Source organism: Bizionia myxarmorum (assembly GCF_008086205.1).
GTDB classification, from domain to species: domain Bacteria; phylum Bacteroidota; class Bacteroidia; order Flavobacteriales; family Flavobacteriaceae; genus Algorimicrobium; species Algorimicrobium myxarmorum.
Genome location: NZ_VSKK01000001.1, coordinates 1,882,398 through 1,907,236 on the forward strand (window position 1 = coordinate 1,882,398; position 24,839 = coordinate 1,907,236).

Sequence of the window (24,839 nt, forward strand, 5' to 3'; positions counted from 1 at the left end):
TCTTTCAAAACGCATCAACTTATGATATGTCTTGAAATGTGATAATGATATGCGATATAGAAGATTATAAACGAAACAAAGAATGTTTATTTAGCGATTACTTTCAACAAAAACCTTGCTGTAACGGCCAGTTGCTTTCTTCAAATTTTCAGAAAGCGAAATTAACCAAACCAATTGATTTGAAATTAAATAGGCTTCTTGTAAATGATGTAATGTTTTTTTACTCATTTTAGTGAGCCCTTTTTCAATGTTTTCATCACGAGAAAGTGATAAATCATGATAGGTTTTTAAGAGTTTTTCTTGAGCGTCTGCTATGGTTTCTGGATCTGTTTTCTTTTCAATAGGTAGGCCTTCCAGCAAATCGCAAGACATTTGTAGGGTATTAGTAATTTTCAGAATCATGGCATCAAATTCTTTTGAAACCGGCGTGGTATTATGATTCATAATAAAACTACCAATAGAAGCAATGGCCGAAACCATGGTTTGGTTTAACGTGACCAAATTATATATTAATTGAAATTCCTTCTGTTTCGATTTTGGGTCTTGGGTAAGTCGTTGAAAAGCCGCGTTTAAATTGCTAATAGCTAAGAAAACTTCTTTTCTAGCAATTTTATAGTTTAACTGATTTTCATTTTTATCGTGGTACAATTCCTTGGTCGCCAACAAGTAATTTTTATTTTTCTTGAGCGCATTTAAAAGCACATCCTTTAAATTGTTGGTTTCCCAACTTGGCCATAAGGTGTAATTAGCAATAATAGCAATGGCGGCGCCAATTACCGTGTCTATAATTCGGTATTGAATAACTTGAAAGGCATCTGGATTAATTATAGAATAGACAAAAATGATGTTAAGTGTAATTAAGGCAGCTCCTGATTTATAATTTTGCTGAATTAGGGCAAAAGCCAATGTCAAAGAAATAACCGCTAATACACTGTAAATAATAACATTCTGGGTTAATAAAACAATACCAAATGCCACTGCAGCGCCTATCAATGTGCCAATAACACGGTCTTTGGATCGTTCTTTGGTTAACCCATAATTAGGCCTCATAATCACGATAATACTTAAAAGAATCCAGTAGGTATTATGAATTTCTAAAATAGTTCCTAAGGTAAAACCGAAAATCATAGCCGCAGTAAAGCGCAGTGCATGTCGGAAAAGCGTGGATTTAAAACTTAAATTTTGAAAAATAACGTTTATGCGATATTCTTGCAGCGTTAAAAACTGACTTCCATCTTGACGTTTAAAGGATACTTTAGATGCATCGGTTACATTCTCCATAACACGACGAATGGCTCTTATTTCATCTAGTAATAATTTTTGATAATCGTAAAGGTTTCTTAAAACCAGCGCACCTTCTCGTGCCTTTGGAAGTTTTACATCTTCCACATATTGTGTAATGGCGCTGTTGGCTCTTGTTAAAGCCTTGAGCAATGCGTTTTTACTGGTTAATTTATCTTTTTGAATGAGTAATTCTGATAAGGTAATCAAGTGATTGCCCATCACTTTATTCAGTTTTTTAGCTGCTTTTAAATAACGTTTTTTACCTAAAAACAAGCGGTCTATTTCATTATAGTCTAAATGTTTAGCTTCAACAAGCTCAAAAATGTTGACTGTAGATATAAAAATAAGCAAATGCTTTTCATCATAATGTGAACGTCCAGAGCGTTTTCGACCTGTAAACAGCACTTCTCTTAAAGTTTCATGTTTCTCATTAATTTGAGTTTGAAGTACAAAGGCTTGCTGAATAAGTTCTTCGCGCTTATTTTTCTTGGTAAGCAATCTGGCTCGAAGTTTTAAATAGTCGCCAATAAGTTGAAGCGTATCTGAAAGCAATTGGTTCTCATCCTTATTAGGCGCTATTTTTTGAAATATAAAGGATACTAATAAATACCAAAGTCCTCCAATTCCCATTAAAGCTACATGTGTAAAGATTTCTGAAGCCGTATCTTTAGCAATAGCAAAAGCAATAACCATAGATAACAAACCAGAAAATGATACTAGTGAGGCGCGGAAACCGTAAATAGATAATAAGGAAACCACAAAAGTTATAATACCAATAGCAACAAATAAAAGTGGCGTATAAGGTTTTAAAAAGAGAATAATGGTGGTAATAAGCATGGTTAAACCAATGCTGATTAAAATGGCATTAACTTTTCGTTTTAAACTTCCAGGAATATCACCTGTAGCATTTAAAAAAGCACCCATAATAATGGGTGGTGCCAACTCTGTAAAGCCTAAAAAATATAAAACGACCAAGGGCATTAAAACTGCGAACGTAATTTTAATGCCCTTATAAAAGTTGGAGCCTTTTAAAAAGAGCTCCATATTTTTAAGTTGTTTTTTCAAAATAAGGATTCTAGTTGGCAAAGATACTATAATCCAAGTGTCATCCTTTTTAGATGTGAAAAATTAAATTTAAACTTAAGTAAAGTTGCAAGTGTTATCGTAAAATAACTTCGTTTTCTTCATGAGAATTCAACTAAATAACTGAGATGCTACCTCTCATTTTATAACGTAAACGTCTATCTTTGTAAGCCATTAATCTCATATTATTTTCATATATTATGATTCAGGTTCATATACGAATCTTATCATATAAAGTAATATTTCAATACCCTACAAATGAAACATACCTATCATATCCATGGCATGACTTGCGGCGGTTGTTGCGCTCATGTTGAAAACATATTATCTAAAGTTGAAAACGTAACGCATGCAGACGTTAATCTGGAAAAGTCTGAAGCTACAATTGAAATGACTTCTCATATTCCTATAGAAAAATTTCAAACGGCACTTAAAAATGATGGCGGCAGTTACAGCATTCACAAACCGGGAGAGGAGCCAGATCCAGCCGAATTGAAAAAGAAAAAGAAACCAACAGGACAAGGCACGGGAACTTTTTATTGCCCTATGCATTGTGAAGGCGATAAAACCTATGATAAACCTGGCGATTGTCCTGTTTGTGGTATGGATTTAGTGGAAGAGCAAAATTTATCAGCTCTAGCATCAGACCAGTGGACATGCCCCATGCATCCTGAAATTGTGGAGGATGAGGCAGGCGCTTGCCCCATTTGTGGAATGGATTTAGTGCCCTTAGAACCCGATTTATCTGCCGAAGAAAAAACCTATAATAAACTTCTTAAGAAATTCTGGATAGCACTAGCATTTACAATTCCTATTTTTATAATCGCCATGAGCGAAATGATTCCCAATAACCCCTTATACGATGTGTTGGATCAAAAATATTGGAATTGGGTTCAGTTTGGACTTTCTATTCCTGTGGTATTTTACGCTACTTGGATGTTTTTTGAGCGCGCCTATAAAAGTATCCTAACGTGGAATTTGAATATGTTTACGTTGGTTGGCATTGGTGCTGGTGTGGCTTGGTTATTTAGCGTTTTTGGCTTGCTTTTTCCGGACTTTTTTCCGGCACAATTTAAAACCGAAGCGGGCGCTGTACATGTCTATTTTGAAGCAGCAACCGTAATTTTAACCTTGGTTTTAATGGGTCAAGTTTTGGAAGCGCGCGCGCATAGTAAGACGAATTCAGCTATTAAATCTTTGTTGAAATTGGCTCCAAATAAAGCCATTAAAGTAGTGGATGGTGAAGAAATAGAAGTGAGCATTGATAAAATTGAAGTAAATGATATTTTGAAAGTCAAACCTGGCGATAAAATCCCAGTTGATGGATCCATAACCGAAGGCGAAAGTACAATAGATGAATCCATGATTACCGGAGAACCGATTCCTGTAAGTAAATCCGTTGGAGATACGGTAAGCAGCGGAACCATAAACGGGAATCAATCCTTTTTGATGAAAGCTGAAAAGGTAGGAAGTGATACCCTATTATCACAAATCATTAATTTGGTTAATAATGCCAGCCGAAGTCGCGCACCTATTCAGAAATTAGCAGATACAGTTTCTGGTTATTTTGTGCCAGTAGTCGTAATTATTGCTGTACTAACCTTTATAGCTTGGTCTATATGGGGTCCAGAACCTGCTTATGTGTATGCCTTGGTAAATGCCATTGCCGTTTTAATTATTGCGTGTCCTTGCGCATTAGGTCTGGCAACACCCATGTCTATTATGGTTGGAGTTGGTCGTGGTGCTCAAAATGGGGTTTTGATAAAAAATGCCGAAGCACTTGAGAAAATGGATAAAGTAGATGTTTTAATTATAGATAAAACAGGAACTATTACCGAAGGAAAACCAACGGTAGAAAAAGTCGGCAGTTTTAATAACGATTATGATGACAGAGCGGTTTTAAAATTAATAGCTTCTATAAATTCTAATAGTGAGCACCCTTTAGCAGAAGCGACTGTTAAATATGGTAAAGAGCAAAAAACGGAAATTATAAAAGTGGATGGATTTAATGCCGTAACCGGAAAAGGCGTTGAAGCCACACTAGAAAATAAGCAAGTAGCTTTAGGTAATCCGAAAATGATGGAACATGCTCATGCGGAAATCACTTCTGAAATGCATGATGAAGCGCAAACGTTTCAAAAGCAAGGTAAAACAGTTTCGTTTTTATCTGTTGATAAACTGGTTATTGGATATGTCGTTATTGGCGATAAAATAAAAGCAACCAGCGCCAAAGCCATTAAAGAACTCCAAGACAAAGGAATTGAAGTTATGATGTTAACGGGCGATAATCATGATACAGCTCAAGCAGTTGCCAAAGAATTGAATTTGGCCGACTTTAAAGCGGGTATGTTACCAGAAGATAAGTTGAAAGAAGTAGAAGCTTTGCAGAAGCAAGGTAAAATAGTGGCAATGGCTGGCGATGGAATTAATGATGCGCCAGCTTTAGCGAAAAGTGATGTGGGTATTGCCATGGGCACCGGAACTGATGTTGCCATTGAAAGTGCCATGATTACGTTGGTAAAAGGCGATTTGCACGGCATTGTAAAAGCACGACATTTAAGTGTAGCGGTCATGAAAAACATAAAACAAAACCTGTTTTTTGCACTAATTTACAACACATTAGGTGTTCCCGTTGCAGCAGGTGTTTTATTTCCGTTTTTCGGATTGTTATTATCTCCTATGATTGCTGCTTTGGCTATGAGTTTTAGTTCGGTTTCAGTTATTGCTAATGCCTTGCGTTTACGTAGTGCTAAAATATAATTTATAAGGGAAATGAATTCAGTTTATAGAAACCTTAAGTTTTTGGACATGTAATTAGTTGCTCTACTATTGTAACAAATTTTGATATTAACCGTCTTATAAATACATTAATCTAATAAAATAACCATCACGATGCGCGAAGATAATCAACTCCTAGTTTTAACACATTTAAGTCAGCTGCTCACCGCTATTACAGGTTTCGGCGGATTAATTGTTCCCTTAATTATTTGGGTTACTCAAAAAGATAAGGTTTTTAAAATGGATGAACACGGCAAGCAAATTATAAACTTTCAAATTAGTCTGTTTATTTATGCCCTTTTATGTGTTCCAGCTATTTTTCTTTTCGGTTTAGGACTTATAGCATTAATTGTTGTTGCCATTATTGCTTTAGTGTTTCCTATTATGAATGCTATTAAAGCCAGTAATGGAGAGCCGACTAATTATCCCTTATCTATTACTTTTTTGAAGTAAACATTTAGAAGAAAATAATAAATAAGTTCAATTAAAAACCACAACGTTTAGTTGTGGTTTTTTATATATAATGAGATCCCTCCCAATAGCTATCGGGATTCGAAGGAATTTGGATTAATTGTTAAGCATAACAGGCATTACTAACATGGTTACCTGTTCGCCTTCATCCAAGCCATCAACAGGTGTTAAAATCCCTGCGCGGTTTGGTAAACTCATTTCTAATTGCACATCATCACTCGTTAAATTGTTTAACATTTCTGTTAAGAAACGCGAATTGAAACCAATTTGCATATCATCACCTTGGTAATCACAAGTTAAACGCTCTTCTGCTTTGTTTGAATAATCAATATCTTCGGCAGAAATATTTAATTCAGCACCTGCAATTTTTAAACGAATTTGGTGCGTCGTTTTATTCGAAAAAATACTCACACGACGAACCGAGTTTAAAAACTGGTTACGATTAATAACTAATTTGTTTGGATTCTCTTTTGGAATTACCGCTTCATAGTTAGGATATTTCCCATCAATTAAACGACAAATCAAGATCACGTTTTCAAAAGTGAATTTGGCGTTAGAATCGTTGTATTCAATAATTACGTCATCAACACTAGCAGCTAAAATACCTTTCAATAAATTTAAAGGTTTTTTAGGCATAATGAATTCTGTAACTTCTGATGCTTGCACATCTTGACGCGAATATTTTACCAATTTATGAGCGTCTGTTGCTACAAATGTTAAACCTTCTGTAGAAAACTGAAAGAATACGCCACTCATTACTGGGCGTAAATCGTCATTTCCAGCAGCAAAAATAGTTTTGTTAATAGCTGTTGCTAAAATATCACCATTTAAAGTCGTTGCAGATGCATCTTCTAATGTAACTGGTTTAGGAAATTCCGCACCATCGGCATATGCCAAAGCATATTTACCGTGATTAGAACTGATTTCAATCGTGTTATTTTCTTCAACAACAAACGTTAAGGGTTGTTCTGGAAATGTCTTTAAAGTATCTAATAATAGTCTTGCAGGAACTGCAACGCTACCACTATTGTCACTTTCTACCTGCAGTTTAGAAGACATAGTTGTTTCTAAATCACTAGCAGATATAATAAGTTCAGATTGGTTTAATTCGAATAAGAAATTATCTAAAATCGGTAAGGTGTTTGAACTGTTTATAACACCACCAAGAACTTGTAGTTGTTTCAGTAAATAGGTACTTGATACTATAAATTTCATCTATGAAAATACGTTTATGAGTTCAATAAGTTAATCATACAAATATATCCTAAACCGTTTAAAATAGGAAACAAACTTATTAACATTAATTCCTAGTAAAATAAGAATTCTTTTGAACTTAACAGGTGCTTATTTCGCGTATTTCCGCTTTCTAAAAAAGTTGAATAAAAACCCGAAGATAGCCAAGAACACTAATGGTAAGACAATATTAATAATCTGCCATTTGGTTTTTTCGTCGGCTACTTTTTGGTAGTCTAAAAATGCAATAGAAATATCTTTGGAGCGAATGTTTATAAGTCCATTATCGTCTAAAAGATAATTCACGGCATTCAGTAAGAAATCCTTATTCCCATAATTTTGTCCTGTCCAACGATCAAAACCGAGTTCTAATGGACCGTTTCTGCCGATATCGTTTTTAATGACGTCACCATCAGCAATCACAATCATTTTGGTAGAACTGCTCGTGTTTATGAAATTTGCAATTTCAAAAGGTTTTACGCGGTTATTATAAGCTGATGTAAAGTTTCCTTCCAACAACACTGCTAAATTCTGTGGACCATTACTGTATTGCTGTGGATCTGGTTCTTGATTGGTCATGTCCAAACTGACTTCACGCGGTGTGCCATCAATTTTTGTTAGCATGGAACTTTGCAATAAAACTATTTTTTGAACGTCGTTTTTTAAGGTATCAATTTGATTGGCAAAATCGAATTTTATTAAATTCAAATTATTAACAATAGGATGCTTGGATGTGGCATTTACCAAAGGGGAATAATACCAAGGTAATTGCTGAAATTGCGACTGGCTACCATCACCCGTTGCCAAAGTAATAGGAGCGGAGTACAAATCATTTATTAATACGGGATTTAAACGCACACCGTATTTAAAGAAGAAATCCGTTAGGTTTAAACCGCGCGCAACGGCAATATTTTTCCCTTCGGCATTAAACAAACTGTCTTGCTCAATAGCCACGCGGTCCAATAACCATAAGCTTTTTCCGCCAGCCATGGTAAATTGATCTAATACCAATTTTTCGGCTTCATTAAACGCTTCTGTTGGTTTGGCTGAAATAATTAAGTCGTAGGTTTTTAAATCGTCTAATGTTTTTTGTGGATTTTTTTGAACGCTATCTAAAGTGAAAGCGGCTATGAAATAATAATCTTTTATGGTTTTTACGAAATCGAAAATCTGACCATCATTTAGCTGTTTATTTCCTTTTAAAATGGCGATTTTCTTGCGCTTCGGATTTACCAATTTGCTAAAGCCGTCCGCAAAGGCATATTCCAAATGCTGAATGGAATTACTAGCCATGGCTTGAACATCTTCACCAATTTTATTTTTTATCAGCGGAATTTTAACCGTTTCATCATTATAACTGGCCAAAGCCCAAGGGAAAATAACTTCTTGACTGGATTTGCCGGCTTCCTGAACCGTGACTTGCATAGGTTTTAAACCCCGATCATTTAATTTTTGGATATTTTGTTCTCGTTTGGCAGCATCCTCCAAAGGATTAATAAAGTTGAAATGAATTTGATTATTTTCTGACTTAAATTCTTCTAACAACTGACGCGTCTCCGTTTGAAGTCGTCTGAATTCTGAAGGTAAATTGGTGCCGTCTAAAAAAACATCTACGATAATTGGAGATTCTACAGGTTCCACAATGGAAATAGACGCGGGACTTAAGGTGTAACGTTGGTCTTGAGTTAAATCAAAACGCTCATAAATTCCGTGGGTATAAATATTTAAAAGTAATAAGCCAATTGACAGAGCTAAATAAGCAGTTAATTCCTTTTTATGAAAAGTTTTGGTACTGATAAACCGAACCGTAACAAATAGAAAAAAGCTAATAATACTGATAAAATAAAGTACATCACGCGTATCCAAAACACCACGGCTAATACTTTTATAATGCGCACTCATGCCTAATTGATCAATAAAATTACTATTTGTGAAATCGGCAATGCCTTCCAAACCAATATAGAAAAAGAAACATAAGAAAATGGCGATTATAAAAGCCACTATCTGATTATCCGATAAACTTGAAGCAAAAATGCCTATAGCGGTGTAAGCTGCCGCTAAAAAAAGCAAACCTAAATAGGAACCGAATGTACTTCCAAAATCGATATTGCCAATTGGATTTCCTAATTGATAAACCGTGTAAACGTATAATAGGGTAGGAAGTAAGGCTAATAAAATTAAGATAAAAGCACCCAAATATTTCCCTAAAACAATTTTAATTAAACTCACGGGTTTGGTCAGTAGTAATTCTAAAGTGCCTTGTTTTTTTTCATCTGAAAAACTGCGCATGGTTACGGCAGGAATTAGAAATAACAAAATCCAAGGGGCTAATAAAAAGAAGCTGGATAAATCGGCAAATCCATTGTCGAGAATATTGAATTCACCTTGAAACAACCAGAGAAATAATCCGTTTAAAATTAAGAATATGGCAATCACCAAATAGCCAATGGATGAGGCAAAAAAGGCATTTATTTCTTTCTTCAGGATTGCAAACATGTAATTTTAGGTATTAGGTATTAGGTATTAGGTATTAGGTATTAGGTATTAGGTATTAGGTTTGAGTTGGAAAAGAGAGGGGATTCTTTTATTCTTAATATGGAAAAATTAAATTTCTCTATTCTCTATTCTCTATTCTCTATTCTCTATTCTCTATTCTCTATTGAAGCGATTCTAATTTGTCCACACTCCAGGCTTCCGGCTTCATATTAAAAAGTGGTTTCGTAAAAGCCCATACGCCTTTAAAGAGCTCCGAATGTCTGTAGTTTTCTAAATCCGCTTCGCTTTGCCAATAACTATACGTGAAAAACACGCTTGTATTGTTTTTATCACGATATAATTCTAAAAATTCACAACCTTTAAAATTCCGAATGGCATTTTTGTTTTTATGAAAATTCTCTAAAAAAGTTTCAATGTGTTGGTCTTCAAAACCAAGTTTTACAATACGTACAAGCATGTTTATTCTTTTTTGAAGTTAATAGTTACAGTGTCCATTAAATCCAACCCTAAAAGTGATGAGGCGCTGCCAACCGTTTTGGGGTTACTTTTATAAACAGCAATTTCAATATAACTGCCCGAGCTATAAACGGCCATGCCGCGACCTTCAATGTTGCGTTTTTCAGGAGGGATATTAAAATCGACTATATCACTATATTTATTATAAATGGTATCAAAGGTTTTATTTCGAGCTGAAATTTCAAAAGGTCGACCACGCTGAATTTTCTCAAAAAAGGACCGTTTAATATTCGTTATAACATTACCGTAATTATCAATATAAACGATATGTCCAATAATTTGGGTCTGATCATCATTAACAAATGGAATAATATTTCGGATGGGTTTTATAGAATCAATCACTTTGCCCACGACTTCCAAAGTTCCGCCGCGCGCAATATGGCAAGCAACTTTCACAAAAACATCCAAAACAGGGAAACTGGTTTGTATCTTATCATGAATATTAATTTCGACAATTTTTTCAGGTGCAATTTCGGCACAAATCATACTCATAATGCCATTGTTGGCACATATAAAATAATGACCATCTAACTTAACGGCTATATGCTTATTTTCCTCATTTAACTCGGAATCCACGCCAATAATATGGATGGTGCCTTCGGGAAAACTGCTATAAGCGTTTAAAATGATATAAGCCGCTTCGGGAATACTAAATGGCGAGATAGAATGTGAGATATCAACAATTTTCACGTCCGGCAATTCGCAATAAATTGCTCCTTTGGTCGCGCCCGCAAAGTGATCTCTCTCACCAAAGTCTGTTGTTAATGTAATAATTGCCATGTATAATTGTTGATATTTTTTTAACAGAACACGAATTAAAATTGTGTATTTTTGTTTAAGCACAAAACTAATAAAACTTAACAGATAAATTTAATTAAATCTCCTAGCTTTTGAACGAAATCATAATCGAACTTGAAGAGGTGTCTCCAAAGGAATTTTTTGGCGCACAAAATGCTAATATTGAACTTCTAAAAAAGTATTATCCCAAACTAAAAATTGTTGCCAGAGGTAATAAAATAATGGCCTACGGCGATGAGGATTTGTTGGAAGAATTTGATAAACGACTTAACATGCTTATGGAGCATTTTGCAAAATACAACAAGCTCGACGAAAATGTGGTGGAACGTATTTTAACCAGTGAAAGTAAGGAAGATTATTCCACAAGTAAAAGTAGTGGCGACGTGCTTGTTCACGGCGTAAATGGACGTTTAATTAAAGCGCAAACAGCTAACCAACGTAAACTTGTAGAGCTTATGCGTAAAAACGATATGGTTTTTGCTATTGGTCCAGCCGGAACAGGAAAAACTTATATGGGTGTGGCTTTAGCTGTACAAGCTTTAAAAAACAAAGAGGTTAAACGCATTATTTTAACACGTCCTGCTGTAGAAGCAGGAGAGAATTTAGGGTTTCTTCCTGGCGATTTAAAGGAAAAGTTAGATCCTTATATGCAACCGCTCTACGATGCCTTACGTGATATGATTGCGCCTGAAAAATTAGCGCATTATATTGAAAATGGTACCATTCAAATTGCACCGTTGGCTTTTATGCGAGGGCGAACTTTAGATCATGCCTTTGTTATTTTAGATGAAGGTCAGAATACTACTCATGCTCAAATGAAGATGTTTTTAACACGTATGGGGAAGGACGCTAAATTTTTATTGACTGGTGATCCAGGTCAAATAGATTTACCAAGACGCACTATCTCCGGACTAAAAGAAGCCTTATTAATTTTAAAGAACGTGGAAGGTGTAGGCATGATATTTTTAGATGATAAAGATGTTATACGTCATAAATTGGTTAAAAAAGTTATTGAAGCTTACAGAAGTATTGAGAATATAGATTAATCATACATTTATATAGTATTAAGCAAAAGCCAGTTTATTAAAGCTGGCTTTGTTATTTATGGATTTTAGGCTTTTTAATTGATTATCAATATTTTAGGTTGTTTCTAGAGTTTATTCCTTTATAATTCTATAAACTTTGCCCAAAATCGTATAACTATTATGTGAAAAATGTATCGCATCTTTGCGGTGTAATCAAATAACAAACAAAATGAAAAAATTATTTTTAGTTGCAGCTTTAATAGGTTTAAGTCCAATTTTCGCACAAGAGAATACGGAAATTACACCAGATAATTCATGGTTAAAAGTAGGTCTAACAGCTGGGGTTCCAGTTGGGGATGCTAGTGATGCTTCATCATTTGCATTAGGTGCTGACATTAGAGGTCAATACTTATTTAATCCAAATGTAGGAGTTGGTATCGCTTCAGGTTACACTAATTACTTTGGAAAAGATGGTGTTGATGATTTCGGTATCGTGCCATTAGCTGGATTCTTTCGTTATTATTTCACACCAAGTGGTTTATTTTTAGGTGTTGATTTAGGTTACGGATTTTTAACTAACGTTGATTATTACGATACATCAACTGGTAAAGTTGAAAGTAATGATGGTGGATTATATGTTAACCCGCAAATTGGTTACCATAACAGAGACTGGAATATCTACGCTTATTACCAAAACACGTTTGCTGATAACGATTTAAACGTTTCAAACGTAGGTGTTGGTGTTACATATAACATTCGTTTCAACTAATAAAGCATTAAACATATACATTGAAAGGAGAAATATTTATTTCTCCTTTTTTTATTTACGCTTGTTTGGTTTTACGAAACAAATTACATTTGCTAAACAAACAATTAGCCGCTACTCATGAATACGATTATCGATACCAATTTTAATTTTCCTAGTCAAAAAAGTCTTTACAAAGGTAAAGTTAGAGAGGTTTACACTTTAAATAATGATCAATTGGTGATGGTTGCTACTGATAGACTTTCGGCATTTGATGTGGTTATGCCAAAAGGAATTCCCTACAAAGGTCAAATTCTGAATCAGATTGCTACTAAAATGATGAAAGCTACGGAAGATGTAGTTCCAAATTGGCTTATTGCCACCCCAGATCCTAATGTAGCTATTGGACATCTATGTGTCCCTTTTAAGGTTGAAATGGTTATTCGTGGCTATTTGTCAGGTCATGCAGCTCGAGAATATAAAGCGGGTAAACGACTGATCTGCGGCGTTGAAATGCCAGAAGGCATGAAAGAAAATGACCAGTTTCCTAATCCTATAATTACGCCAGCTACCAAAGCCGAAATGGGTGATCATGATGAAGATATTTCAAGAGAACATATTATTTCAAGAGCTATTGTTTCAGAAGCTGATTATCTAGTTTTAGAAGATTATACAAGAAAACTATTTAAAAGAGGAACCGAAATTGCCGCTTCTAGAGGGTTGATTTTAGTAGATACCAAATATGAATTTGGAAAAACGCAAGATGGAAAAATTGTGTTAATTGATGAAATTCATACACCTGATTCATCACGCTATTTTTATGCAGACGGCTATCAAGAGCGTCAAGATAAAGGTGAAGACCAAAAACAATTATCTAAAGAGTTTGTGCGTCAATGGTTAATAGCTAATAATTTTCAAGGATTGGAAGGTCAAACGGTTCCAGAAATGAGTGATGACTATATCCAATCTGTAAGCGAGCGCTATATTGAATTATACGAAAACATAACAGGTGAAACTTTTGTGAAAGGAGATTTATCAGATATTTATAATCGGATCAAAACTAATGTGGAAAACTATTTGAGTAAATAGGATTTTATATTTTAAAAAATATAAAATGACACTAATTTAGTGTCGTTTTTTTACGGGATTTTTGGAGGTTGGCTTATCGAAATGATAAGAAATCGTTTAAATGTTTTATATCTGATGATAAGCGAAGTTCGGCATTAAATTATTAAAATTAAACTGTCTTATTTGTTTTGAGCTATATACTTTTTAACAATAGTTGATAGTTGTAAATTCTTTTAAACTTCAAAAATATCTTATGGAACAACTCAATGAATTTATTGCTATTCAGGACGAATAATTTCAAGCATTTATTAGTTATTGATAAGGCAATGAATTTAATTATATTGAAATTTATATTTTAATATCATTTGTAATTCATCATTATCATAATGTCTTTTTTCAATACAATTATCGTGTTCATCATATAAAAATTCTGTCTTATTATCACTAACTAATTTGGTTTCATCATCTTTTACATTAAATTTTTGAAAACGGATTTTATCACCTTCAGTATTATAAGTTGATTCATAATAAGTTTTTAGTTTATTATCAGAGGTATACCATTTACTATGAGTTTGATGGTTATTCTCATCATAGAAAAATTCAATTCTAGATTTTTGTTCACCTGAAGCAATAAAGGTGGTTAATTCAATTTCTCGCCAATTTGTATCATATTTTATTTTAGTACTATCACGGAAGATGCTATCGTTTTTAATCATATTTGAGATGCAAACTTTATTTTTACGATCATAAACACGATTTGTAATTGTCGTTTCATTTTCCCTTGCATGTACTTTTTTAATAATTTGGCCATACTTGTTATAATGATAATTAATTTTAGAAGAAATTATATTTTCAGAATTAAAGTTGGTAGCAACTACTAAATTCCCATACATATCAAAATTAAAATTGCTGTGTATTGATTTTGATCCGTCTGACTTAAACGATTGTGTTTTTGTTAATCTTCCTTTTATATCGTAATACGAAATCCTTTTGGAGGACGGCATAATGGTTTCTATACTGTCTTTATAAGTCACTAAAAAATATTGTAATTCTACTTCTTTAGGATTGTTATTATAACCTTCGAAAGCAGTTAGGTGTTTTAAATTTGAGCAACTATTGAAAATTATCAGCAGTATTAATAGGTATTTAATTTTCATTTAAATAAAGAAGATTAATGAATTCTGATTACAATTAGTTCTCTATTGAATACCAAAATTAAAACTTATTATTTTGAAAGTAATCGATAAACACTAGTAGTTATCTAAACTTTTAAACATTCACTTTAAAGTTGTAATTAGTTTATTACTTTTAAGACTACAATCAACGTATGGAAAAACTCAACGAATTTATTGCCGATTTCGCCTCTCTAGCTTGGGGATTACCCTTACTTATTTTGTTAATAGGTGGCGGATTCTACTTATTACTATTATCACGATTTTTACCCTTTCGCTTTTTCAGACATGCCATTCAAGTACTTCGTGGGAAATATGATAACCCCGATGATCCCGGAGAAATCAGTCACTTTCAAGCATTAACAACCGCTTTGTCTTCCACCATTGGTATGGGCAATATTGCCGGCGTGGCAGTAGCCATTTCCATTGGAGGTCCAGGTGCTGTTTTTTGGATGTGGGTGAGTGCCGTAATAGGTATGTCTACCAAATTTTTCACATCTACTTTGGCTATTATGTATCGCGGAAAAGATAGTGCAGGCCAATTGCAAGGTGGACCTATGTATTTCATAACGGAAGGCCTTGGGAAATCATGGAAACCATTAGCCGTATTTTTCAGTATAGCCGGCTTGGTGGGTGCGTTACCTGTTTTTAATGTGAATCAATTAACACAAGCCATTAATGATATTTTATTAAGACCAAACGGCGTTGAAGTCGGATTTTCATCAAATCTAATAATCGGAATTATTTTAGTCGCCATCACTTCTGTCGTCATTTTAGGCGGCTTAAATAGAATTAGTAAAACGGCTTCTAAATTGGTGCCAGCCATGGTGCTGTTATATTTTGTTTCGGTTATGATTATTTTGGCGGTGAATTACCAAGAAGTACCCAAATATTTAAGTCTCATTTTTACCGATGCTTTTAGCGCTAGTTTTTATAAAGGCGATACCTTTTTAGGCGGCGTTGTAGGTGGTTTAATGTTATTAGGTATTCGTCGTGGTGCATTCTCTAATGAAGCCGGAATTGGTACCGCTCCTATGGCTCATGGCGCCGCAAAAACGTCCGAACCTGTGCGTGAAGGTTTAGTCGCCATGCTTGGTCCAGCCATTGATACTTTAGTGGTTTGTACCTTAACAGCATTGGCTATTTTGGTAACAGGTGTTTGGCAATCGTCAGATGCCAATGGTGTGAGTTTAACCGCATCCGCTTTTGGCAATGCTATGCCAGGTTTTGGGAAGTATTTATTATTACTCTGTATTGCCGTTTTTAGTATTTCATCCTTATTCTCATATTCTTACTATGGTAGTAAATGTTTATCATTTTTAATAGGTGATGATAAAAAGCATTACTATAATTATATCTATATTGTCAGTATTATTTTAGGAGCCACAACCTCTTTAAGTTTAATGATTAATCTCATTGATGGCTTTTTTGCCCTAATGGCGTTTCCAACTATGTTAACCACACTAATGCTGGCGCCGCGGGTAGTCAAAGAAATTAAGGCCTATAAAAAACGAACCTTCCCAAACTAAAATAGCCCCAAGTTTGATTTTTTAAACCTATTTTTTTTAAATACCATTTAGAAGTATTAAATTGAAAAGTATAATAACGTGTAAACATGAGCAATTATCACATCAAGCATCTAGAAGAATATTATCAAATTTATAGAAAGTCCATTCGTGAACCCGAAAATTTTTGGGAAGAAGTAGCTGAAGAACATTTTTTATGGCGAAAAAAATGGGATAAAGTATTGAGTTGGGATTTTGCCAAACCTGAAATTAAATGGTTTGAAGGCGCTAAACTAAATATCACAGAAAACTGTATAGACAGGCATTTGGTAACCCGCGGTGAAAAAACCGCTATCCTTTTCGAACCCAATAATCCGGATGAGCCAGCTCAACATATTACCTATCAGCAATTATTTGAGCGCGTTAATAAAATGGCGAATGTGCTAAAAAGTCAAGGCATAAAAAAAGGCGATCGGGTTTGTATTTACGTACCTATGATTCCCGAACTGGCCATTGCTATTTTAGCTTGTGCGCGAATTGGTGCCATTCATTCCGTGGTGTTCGCTGGGTTTTCTGCGACGGCTTTATTAACCCGAATCAATGATTCCGATTGTAAAATGGTCATTACATCAGATGGTTCTTATCGTGGTGCCAAAACTATAGATCTTAAAGGTATCGTAGATGAAGCCTTGGAATCCTGTCCAGGCATAGAAAAAGTACTAGTGGTAAAACGAACGGGTGGTAATATTACCATGAAAGAAGGTCGGGATATGTGGTTACAACCGTTATTGGATGAGGCATCAAAACAATGTCCTGCCGAAATTATGGATGCCGAAGATCCGTTGTTTATTCTCTACACTTCCGGTTCCACGGGGCAACCAAAAGGCATGGTGCATACTACGGCCGGTTATATGGTGTACACCGCTTATTCCTTTAAAAATGCCTTTCAGTACCGTGAAAATGATGTGTACTGGTGTACAGCAGATATCGGCTGGATTACGGGACATAGTTATATTATTTACGGACCGCTAGCAAATGGCGCCACCACCGTTTTATTTGAAGGTGTACCAAGCTATCCAGATTTTGGTCGTTTTTGGGAAATAATTGATAAACATAAAGTCAATCAGTTTTATACTGCTCCAACGGCCATTCGTGCTTTGGCAAAACAGGGCTCCGAAATGGTGGAGAAATTCGATTTATCGTCAATTAAAGTTTTAGGCTCCGTTGGCGAACCTATTAATGAGGAAGCTTGGCATTGGTATAATGATAATGTGGGGAAAAAGAAAAGTCCTATTATTGATACCTGGTGGCAAACAGAAACGGGCGCTATCATGATTACACCTATTCCATTCGTAACGCCAACAAAACCCACCTATGCCACATTACCATTCATTGGGGTGCAACCCGCTATTGTTAATGAAGCAGGTGAAGAGTTAAAAGGCAATCAAGTAGAAGGAAGGCTGTGTATTAAATTTCCATGGCCTAGTATGGCGCGCACTATTTGGCGAAACCATAAACGGTATAAAGAAACCTATTTTTCTACTTATAAAAATATGTATTTCACAGGTGATGGTGCGTTGCGGGACGAAGTTGGTTACTACCGAATTACGGGTAGAGTAGACGATGTAATCATCGTTTCTGGTCACAATCTCGGAACGGCACCTATTGAAGATGCCATCAACGAACATCCAGCCGTAGCAGAATCCGCCATAGTAGGTTTCCCACATGATATAAAAGGAACAGCTTTATATGCGTTTGTCACGCTAAAAGATGCGGGTGAAAGCCGAATTCATGAAAACCTCCGCAAAGAAATCAACCAACTCATCACAGAACGTATCGGGCCCATTGCGAAATTGGACAAAATTCAATTCACCGCCGGACTACCAAAAACCCGATCTGGTAAAATTATGCGTCGAATTCTTCGGAAAATTGCCGAAAAAGATACATCTAATTTAGGCGATATCAGTACCTTATTAAACCCAGAATGTGTGAAGGAAATTATGGATGAGGCGCTTTAATGTGAGATTTTAGTTACTTTACAGATTAAATATGATTAAAAAACATTCAGATATAGAGGATAAATTTGGAAACGTTGTAGAAAAGAAAGCTACCAACAATTTGACTCACTATTATCAAAATCATAAAAATGGTGTTTCACATTATTACAAACGACCTGCAACCAAAATTTAACCGAACTTTACGAAGAATTAAATATTATGCAAAAACCAGATTTTCAATTTTATTTTAGGAACTCACAAAAAGGATTACCACTTCAATCCAAAAAGCAAAACGTAGCATAATGGCAAAGAATAACTGGACAAGAGAAGAAACTATTGTAGCCTTTAATGTGTATTGTAAAATCCCATTTAAAAGCAGCAGTAAATCCAATCCAACAGTAATAAAATATGCCAATATTATTGGAAGATCGCCTTCGGCATTAAATATGAAAATCGGTAATTTCGGAAGACTTGACCCAGAGTTGAAGAAAAAAGGAATTACAGGTTTAATCAACGGCAGTAAACTGGAAGAAGTTGTTTGGAATGAATTCAATGGAAATTGGGAAAGATTAGCTTATGAAAGTGAAGAATTAATTGCCAAGTTTCAAAATAAGGAAATTGAAGAAATTAGTTTTGAAAATTTTCCAAAGGGTAAAGAAAGAGAAACTACTATAAAGGCAAGGGTTAATCAAAGTTTTTTTAGAAGTACTATTTTATCCTCATATAATCTAAAGTGTTGCATTACGGGTCTTTCCATTCCAGATTTTTTAGTTGCAAGTCATATTAAACCCTGGTCAAAAGATATTGATAATCGAACAAATCCTCACAATGGATTATGTTTGAACTCAATACATGATAAAGCGTTCGATAAAGGCTTTATAACTGTAACTCCTGATTTCAAAGTAAACGTTTCAAAGTACTTTGATGATTATTCTAATGATAAATCTGTAAATGATTTCTTTATAAAGTATAACACACAAAGTATTTTAAAGCCTGAAAGATTTTTACCTAAAAAAGAATTTTTAGATTATCATTTCCAAAATATATTTATCAAATGAATACGTTTCAAAATATAAATACAGATTATATCAAATCTTCAAGGTCAATAGAAACTGTCCTTGTATCAAATGAAAATTTAAAGAAGCTTTTCTTCATCTATAATTATGAAGGAAATTCATTTAGAGTGTTTGAAAACCATTTAGATTTAATCAACTTCTTTCAAAATAAAGCTGAATGCAACTTTCACTTTAATTCAGAAATCGAACTTGATTCCTTTCTTTCCAAAGTGAAAATTGCTAATTAAAATGTCCCCTTATTAGTTATACATAATTCCCTACCCATAGCTACTCTTAAAAGTTAATTCACTACATTTATTTGTATTAACATCTAAAAATCAACACTATGGCTTCAACATCAGAAGTAGGACACGCAAAAAATGTAGCAAACTTTCAAGACCTTATAGCCTTCGTCAACGGCTATGGTCCAACCTATAACCCAACAAAAAACAGTCTGCTACTACCACAACTGGAAACACTGTATACCAATTCAGAAACCAGTTTAAATAACGTTTTAACTAAAAACACAGACTTTAATAACATCATTAATCAACGCCTGGATGCCTTTGCAAATTTACGTTCCCTTTCCACCCGATTAATAAGTGCATTAGAAACCACCAATGCCACAGACGAGATAATTAAAGACGCTAAAAGTTTCAACAGAAAACTACAAGGAAAAAGAGCCTCCAAAATAGAACAACCCACAGACCCAAACCAACCGGCACCCAAAACAATCAGCTCCAGCCAACAATCCTATGACCAGCTTATTCAGCATTTTGAAGGCCTCATTTCAGTTTTACAATCAGAACCAAGTTACGCACCCAACGAAACAGACCTGCAAGTAGCAACACTGCAAACACAACTTCAAGACCTAAAAGACAAAAATAAACAAGTATCAAACGCCTATGCCCAAGTAAGCAAAGCCCGTCTAGAAAGAAACAAGGTATTATATGAAGCAGAAACGAGTTTGGTAAACACCGCAGCAGAAGTGAAAAAATACGTCAAATCCGTTTACGGAGCAACCAGCCCAGAATTTGGTCAAATAACAATAATAAAATTCACAAAGAAAAAAGATTAGCAAAACACCAAATTAAAAACCCCTAATCCTTTTAAAAAAATATCCAATTGCAGTCCAATATACCGGCACGGCAATTGGAAATTTAATTGCTGAAAATAGAAATAGCCCTCCCGCATTTAGAAATAACGCTCCCGCATTTAGAAATATCTCTCCCGCATTTAGAAATATCTCTCCCACATTTAGAAATATCGCGCCCGTATTTAGAAATATTAAACCCGCATTTAGAATTATCGCTCCCTCATTTAGAATTATCGCTCCCGCATTTAGAAATATTGCTCCCGTATTTAGAATTTTCCCTCCCGCATTTAGAAATATTGCTCCCGTATTTAGAATTATCCCTCCCGCATTTAGAATACTGGCAACGGCAAAACAAAAAATGAAACCAATATAAAAACCACTGATAATTTAAACCATATTTAAAATAGCAGCAGGCTAATACCTAATAAAACAAAGCAAATTAAGCCATATCATCTGCAACAAATTAAAAACTGATACTATTTTATGGAAAATACTACCCACTTTATTAACTTTACAAAATACCTATCTAACTAAAATAATACCATGGATATTAAACTTGCAGTGTTAATTGATGGCGACAATATTCCGTCTGCCTACGTAAAAGAAATGATGGAAGAAATTGCCAAATACGGCAACCCAACCATTAAACGTATTTATGGCGATTGGACCAAACCACACCTTTCCAAATGGAAAAACATGCTGCTTGAAAATGCCATTACACCCATTCAACAATATGGTTACACCACTGGAAAGAATGCCACAGATAGCGCCATGATTATTGATGCTATGGATATTCTTTACAGTGAAAAAGTAAACGGTTTTTGCCTGGTTTCTAGTGATAGTGATTTTACGCGTTTGGCAACCAGACTGCGTGAAGCCGGAATGCAAGTGTATGGAATAGGTGAAAAGAAAACGCCAAAACCCTTTATTGTAGCCTGTGATAAATTCATCTACATTGAAATTTTAAAACAAGCCTCCACAAACACCGATTCGGATTTGGATTCAGAAGATGACAAAAAAGTCAAAAAAGATTCTTACGATAAAATTACCGCCAAGGATATTCAATTTATATCCCAAACCATAGAAGATTTGGCCGATGATGATGGTTGGGCCTTTTTAGGAGATGTTGGTAGTTTACTTCAAAAGAAACAACCAAACTTCGATTCGCGTAACTATGGTTTCGCAAAACTAACGCCGTTAATTAATTCCATTGACGATTTCGAAATTGATAAGCGCGAAAGTGGAAATGGCCGTTTCAAGCTCGTGTACGTGCGCATTGATGAAAAAAAACCAAAGCAGCGTTCCCGAAGAAAGTAAGTTGAAAATTTAACCATAACAACATCCTAATTTAAAATTGCCCTAACGTACAACCTGATAAAAAGTAGTGAATTTGTAGTAAAAAACTATGGATTTATTTTTAGTCAGTTTCGGAGCGTTATTCTCCATCATGAACCCACTCGGAACCGTGCCGGTATTTGTAGGGTTAACTCAAGAAAACACCAAAAAGGAACGTGCAGTAACCGCATTTTGGACGGCCTTTAATGTGTGTATAATTCTGTTGCTTTCGTTTTTTGCAGGAAAGTATATTTTATCCTTTTTCGGAATAAGCTTAAACGCTTTAAAAATTGCTGGTGGACTCATTATAGCGTCTTCAGGTTTTGCATTGCTAACAGGTAAATTCAAGGAACATAAAGGTATGAAACCCGATACAGTTCAAGAAGATATTCATACTCGAGATGCCATTTCTTTAACACCTTTGGCTATTCCTATGTTGGCAGGACCGGGAACTATTTCATTGCTTATTACTTTCAATCAGGAATATCAGTCCACACTTCAAATCGGTATTATAGTATCCGCCATGTTATTTACAACCGTCTTAATTTACCTTATATTGAAATCGTCACATTTAATAGTGACCTTTTTAGGCGCATCAGGAATTAATGCTTTATCAAGAATTATCGGGTTTATTGTAATTGCTATTGGTGTGGAATATATAATTTCATCTGTAGTATCCGTTATTGAGGCACTACAATTTTAGCGGTGTTTTTAACCGAAAGAAATAAAACAACAGACAAAATACCACAAATGGAGAATCCAATAAATAAAGGCAAAACACTTTCGGAAATAAAGCTTCCAATAAAGCTAGCTATCGGTACAGCCATAATGGTACTGAAAAAGCCATTAATGGCAGCGCCAACCCCAGCAATATGCCCAATAGGTTCCATAGCTAGAGAACGTAAATTACCAAATAAGAACCCGATAGCGGTGAATTGTAAAACGAAGAAAATAACTAAAACCGATAAATCTGGATTTATTCCTGATGAAAATATCAGAACATATAGTACAGAAACAATACTATAACATATAGCAGCTGTAAAGGCAATCTTTTTCATGCCGAAACGCAAAACCAAGGTGCTGTTTAAAAATGTTGAAAATCCAATGGAAATAGCAAGACTGGCAAAAATATAAGGGAATAATTCCGCCAAATTATATTGATGCTCAAAAATTTGTTGCGAGGTACTTAAATACACCATAAAAGAACCTGTTATTAAACCAGAAATCACGGTATAAGCGACAGCATCTTTATGACGGTAAAATTCTTTAGCACCTTCCATAAAAAGGCTAGGAGTTAGTTTGGTTCGATGCGCTTTTAAATGGGTTTCTGGTTGTTTCTTCCAAAACCAAAACATAACTAAAACACCAAAAATAAGGTTGACATAAAATATAGAATGCCAGTCATAAAATGTAATTAGAAACTGTCCTAATGTGGGTGCTATTACAGGAACCAAAATAAAAATCATGACCACGAAAGACATCACTTTAGCCATATAATCCCCACTGTAAGAATCCCGAACCATGGCAATACTAATAGTTCGCGGTGCCGCCAAACCTACTCCTTGCAGTATCCGGCCCACAATCATCCATTCAAAACTAACCGCAGTAACACATAAAATACTCGCTAAAACAAACAGTAAAAAACCGACATAGATTATGGGTTTACGTCCAAAACTATCCGAAAGGGGCCCAAAAATAAGCTGACCAAAACCCAATCCTAAAAAAATCATGGTAATTAACAACTGATTTTTAGAAACATCGGTAACATCTAAATCGCGAGCAATATCGGGTAGGGCAGGAAGCAAAGCGTCAATAGAAAGCGCAACAATAGCCATTAAAGAGGCCATAAGGGCAATAAATTCGAGGTTTACTTTTTCGTTAGTTGGTGTTTCAATAGGCATTAGGCAAAATTACTTTAAAAGAAAAGAGTTTTAACTATGCTAAATTATAAGAGATTGTTAATTCTTTTTAATTTAATTTATCAAACCCAATGTTTTTGATTAATCAACAGTAAATCAACCCAAAATCTGACTTCATGCTAATTAAAATCTGTATTTTTGTGTTATAAAATCTACTATATGTCGCCGTTAATTTCAGCTGAAGAAAAGTTAAATGAACGAATAAAAGAACTCACCTGCTTATATACGGTAAGTTCCTATATAGCAAATTGCAATTTGGACGATTTGCATCCCACATTAAAAGCTATTTCCCGAAGTTTACAGGGTGCTGTTTTATATTCTGAAGATGCCTCTGTAGAAATAAAAGTAGAGGAAGCTTTATTTTTCGCTGGAAAAAAATCAGAGGATCAAGTTTTTATTGTTTCGGCTATTAAAGCGTTCAATATTCCCATTGGTTCTATAAAAGTGGGCTATTTAAAATCTAAATTTTCGGCAAATACATTTTTAAATGAAGAAAAACAACTGCTAAATAAAGTAGCTTCAGAAATTGGTAATTTAATTGAGCGTAAGCAAATTATTGAAAAAGAAGCCATGTCTAGACGTCAGATAGAACGTGCTGACAGGTTATCAATTTTAGGTGAAATTACAGCCGGAATTGCCCATGAACTTAATACCCCTTTGGCTAATATCTTAGGTTATTCAGAATTGCTAAAAGATCAATTTGAAGGCGATAAGACCGCCATCAACGATTTAGATAAAATTATGAATAGTGCTATTTATTCACGAGAAGTTGTTAAAAAACTAATGTTCTTTTCCTGTGATATGCCTCAACAAATGGCGCTGACCAATATTACGCCTATAATAAAGGATGCTATTAGTTTATTGAAACCGAACTTTTCAAAAAAACATATTGTTTGCAATGTGGATATTGAAGATGCTCAAATTCCATTTCGCGTGGATGCCATTCAACTTACGCAGGTTATTTTTAATTTGGTTATAAACGCCATTTATTTCTCACCAGAACGTGGTTTAATTAATGTTGAAGTTATTCAAAACGCAACACAGATTATCATTGAAATTAGTGATGAGGGTTCAGGTATTAATCCCGAAAAAGGGGAGAATATTTTCAATCCTTTTTTTACTACAAAACCAGTTGGAGAAGGTTCCGGATTGGGCTTAAGTGTGGTGCATGGCATTGTGAAAAGTCATAAAGGAAGTATAAAACATAGGCCCAATTCACCAAAAGGCACTATTTTTACCATTAGCTTTCCAAAAAACTAAAAT

The 24,839-nt window shown here is 34.7% G+C and carries 19 protein-coding genes; 12 read left to right on the plus strand and 7 right to left on the minus strand.

What is annotated here, in order from left to right; genetic code table 11:
* Positions 1–90: 90 nt before the first annotated feature.
* Positions 91–2,349, minus strand: a complete 2,259-nt coding sequence (locus ES674_RS08570; RefSeq protein WP_148403514.1) for an FUSC family protein — start codon at positions 2,347–2,349, stop codon at positions 91–93.
* A gap of 276 nt (positions 2,350–2,625) precedes the next feature.
* Between ES674_RS08570 and ES674_RS08575 the strand changes: the two genes are divergently transcribed.
* Entirely contained in the window at positions 2,626–5,127 is a 2,502-nt protein-coding gene (locus ES674_RS08575) for a heavy metal translocating P-type ATPase (RefSeq protein WP_148403515.1), read from the plus strand.
* Between the two features lie 132 nt (positions 5,128–5,259).
* Positions 5,260–5,598: a DUF4870 domain-containing protein gene (locus ES674_RS08580; RefSeq protein ID WP_148403516.1), complete on the plus strand. Its 339-nt coding sequence runs from the start codon at positions 5,260–5,262 to the stop codon at positions 5,596–5,598.
* Positions 5,599–5,712: 114 nt separating this feature from the next.
* Here the strand turns inward: ES674_RS08580 and dnaN are convergent, their stop codons facing one another.
* The 4 genes from dnaN to ES674_RS08600 all read right to left on the minus strand — a co-directional run bounded on the left by dnaN (position 5,713) and on the right by ES674_RS08600 (position 10,641).
* Positions 5,713–6,831: a DNA polymerase III subunit beta gene (dnaN, locus tag ES674_RS08585; protein WP_148403517.1), complete on the minus strand. Its 1,119-nt coding sequence runs from the start codon at positions 6,829–6,831 to the stop codon at positions 5,713–5,715.
* A 129-nt stretch (positions 6,832–6,960) separates the two neighbouring features.
* The gene (gene gldG, locus ES674_RS08590; protein WP_148403518.1) at positions 6,961–9,345 is read right to left on the minus strand and encodes a gliding motility-associated ABC transporter substrate-binding protein GldG; all 2,385 of its coding nucleotides are present in this window, start codon (positions 9,343–9,345) and stop codon (positions 6,961–6,963) included.
* Between the two features lie 160 nt (positions 9,346–9,505).
* Positions 9,506–9,802 (minus strand): putative quinol monooxygenase, encoded by a 297-nt coding sequence (locus ES674_RS08595; protein WP_148403519.1) that lies wholly within the window; start codon positions 9,800–9,802, stop codon positions 9,506–9,508.
* Positions 9,803–9,804: 2 nt separating this feature from the next.
* Entirely contained in the window at positions 9,805–10,641 is an 837-nt protein-coding gene (locus tag ES674_RS08600) for an SAM hydrolase/SAM-dependent halogenase family protein (RefSeq protein ID WP_148403520.1), read from the minus strand.
* Positions 10,642–10,751: 110 nt separating this feature from the next.
* Between ES674_RS08600 and ES674_RS08605 the strand changes: the two genes are divergently transcribed.
* The 3 genes from ES674_RS08605 (at position 10,752) to ES674_RS08615 (ending at position 13,518) form a co-directional block, all read left to right on the plus strand.
* A complete protein-coding gene (locus ES674_RS08605) occupies positions 10,752–11,705 on the plus strand; it encodes a PhoH family protein (RefSeq protein ID WP_148403521.1) in 954 nt (317 codons plus the stop codon).
* A gap of 208 nt (positions 11,706–11,913) precedes the next feature.
* Entirely contained in the window at positions 11,914–12,453 is a 540-nt protein-coding gene (locus ES674_RS08610; RefSeq protein WP_148403522.1) for a porin family protein, read from the plus strand.
* Between the two features lie 117 nt (positions 12,454–12,570).
* Positions 12,571–13,518, plus strand: coding sequence for a phosphoribosylaminoimidazolesuccinocarboxamide synthase (locus ES674_RS08615; protein WP_148403523.1), 948 nt, complete (start codon positions 12,571–12,573; stop codon positions 13,516–13,518).
* A 311-nt stretch (positions 13,519–13,829) separates the two neighbouring features.
* Here ES674_RS08615 and ES674_RS08620 read toward each other — a convergent pair whose 3' ends face one another.
* On the minus strand, positions 13,830–14,654 hold the full coding sequence (locus ES674_RS08620) for a hypothetical protein (RefSeq protein ID WP_148403524.1): 825 nt from the start codon (positions 14,652–14,654) through the stop codon (positions 13,830–13,832).
* Positions 14,655–14,824: 170 nt separating this feature from the next.
* On the opposite strand from ES674_RS08620, the gene ES674_RS08625 reads away from it, so the two are divergent.
* From ES674_RS08625 to ES674_RS08650, 6 genes are all read left to right on the plus strand, one after another.
* Positions 14,825–16,198: an alanine/glycine:cation symporter family protein gene (locus ES674_RS08625; RefSeq protein ID WP_148403525.1), complete on the plus strand. Its 1,374-nt coding sequence runs from the start codon at positions 14,825–14,827 to the stop codon at positions 16,196–16,198.
* A gap of 86 nt (positions 16,199–16,284) precedes the next feature.
* Positions 16,285–18,192 (plus strand): acetate--CoA ligase, encoded by a 1,908-nt coding sequence (gene acs, locus ES674_RS08630; protein WP_148403526.1) that lies wholly within the window; start codon positions 16,285–16,287, stop codon positions 18,190–18,192.
* 281 nt (positions 18,193–18,473) lie between these two features.
* Entirely contained in the window at positions 18,474–19,229 is a 756-nt protein-coding gene (locus ES674_RS08635; protein ID WP_148403527.1) for an HNH endonuclease, read from the plus strand.
* A gap of 343 nt (positions 19,230–19,572) precedes the next feature.
* A complete protein-coding gene (locus ES674_RS08640) occupies positions 19,573–20,304 on the plus strand; it encodes a hypothetical protein (protein ID WP_148403528.1) in 732 nt (243 codons plus the stop codon).
* Positions 20,305–20,865: 561 nt separating this feature from the next.
* The gene (locus tag ES674_RS08645; protein WP_148403529.1) at positions 20,866–21,639 is read left to right on the plus strand and encodes an NYN domain-containing protein; all 774 of its coding nucleotides are present in this window, start codon (positions 20,866–20,868) and stop codon (positions 21,637–21,639) included.
* An 88-nt stretch (positions 21,640–21,727) separates the two neighbouring features.
* Positions 21,728–22,360: a MarC family protein gene (locus ES674_RS08650; RefSeq protein ID WP_148403530.1), complete on the plus strand. Its 633-nt coding sequence runs from the start codon at positions 21,728–21,730 to the stop codon at positions 22,358–22,360.
* Here ES674_RS08650 and ES674_RS08655 read toward each other — a convergent pair.
* The gene (locus ES674_RS08655) at positions 22,338–23,558 is read right to left on the minus strand and encodes a multidrug effflux MFS transporter (protein ID WP_148403531.1); all 1,221 of its coding nucleotides are present in this window, start codon (positions 23,556–23,558) and stop codon (positions 22,338–22,340) included. The genes ES674_RS08650 and ES674_RS08655 overlap by 23 nt on opposite strands.
* A 177-nt stretch (positions 23,559–23,735) precedes the next feature.
* On the opposite strand from ES674_RS08655, the gene ES674_RS08660 reads away from it, so the two are divergent.
* The gene (locus ES674_RS08660; RefSeq protein ID WP_148403532.1) at positions 23,736–24,836 is read left to right on the plus strand and encodes a sensor histidine kinase; all 1,101 of its coding nucleotides are present in this window, start codon (positions 23,736–23,738) and stop codon (positions 24,834–24,836) included.
* The last annotated feature ends 3 nt before the right edge of the window (positions 24,837–24,839 follow it).